The organism is Bartonella sp. AD328YNZD, from assembly GCF_042196425.1.
Map to the genome: position 1 here is coordinate 1 of NZ_JBHIQG010000683.1, position 798 is coordinate 798.

Annotated in this window: 1 protein-coding gene and 1 pseudogene; both read left to right on the forward strand. The window is 36.6% G+C overall.

Features of this window, described 5'->3' with window-relative positions:
* Positions 1-278 (forward strand): annotated as a pseudogene (locus ACFIO3_RS14445) (hypothetical protein); the annotation flags it as partial.
* A 146-nt stretch (positions 279-424) separates the two neighbouring features.
* Positions 425-798, forward strand: a 374-nt coding sequence (locus tag ACFIO3_RS14450) for an ATP-dependent Clp protease proteolytic subunit (protein ID WP_375704718.1), incomplete at its 3' end; no start/stop codon positions are given.

Below are 798 nucleotides of genomic sequence, written 5' to 3' on the forward strand. Positions count from 1 at the left end.
TTGGCGTTACGATATTTGGTAATGATGGTATTTCACGATTAGCAAAAAGATATGGTTTTTTTCATGAAGCAAAGGAAAAGGAAACTTTTTATTATTGGACTGGGCGAAAGTCTGAATATATCTTTGAACCAGCTTTTGGCGTAAAACCGCTCACCGATTCACGCTTGATAGGATTTCATATTCACAGAAAGATAAAGACGACGCAAAAACCTCAGGAAGGAAGTTTTTACCATTGGGCGGTATCTCGCATTCCTGATATTCATGATTTTTTTAGGTAGAGTTATTATTGCTATTTTAATAATTGGGATTTTAATCTATCCTAAACAGCTTTTGATTGTAGCTTGCACAAGAGAGTAATGTTAACAAATGGATAAAAACATTGAATGTGTAAAGAGCGATTGTTATATGAACGGAAAGTAAAAATATGAGTGATCTAATGAAAACGACATTAAGCCTTGTTCCTATGGTTATTGAACAAACCAATCGTGGTGAACGGGCCTATGATATTTTTTCCCGTCTTTTAAAGGAGCGGATTATTTTTATTAATGGTCCTGTTGAAGATGGTATGGCAATGCTTGTTTGTGCACAATTGCTTTTCTTGGAAGCGGAAAATCCTAAAAAAGAAATTAGTCTTTATATTAATTCTCCAGGTGGTGTTGTGACATCTGGTATGGCTATTTATGATACTATGCAGTTTATTCGTCCTCCTGTTGCTACGCTGTGCATGGGGCAGGCGGCATCTATGGGGTCTTTATTGTTAACAGCTGGAGCAAAGGGGCATCGTTTTACATTGCCAAA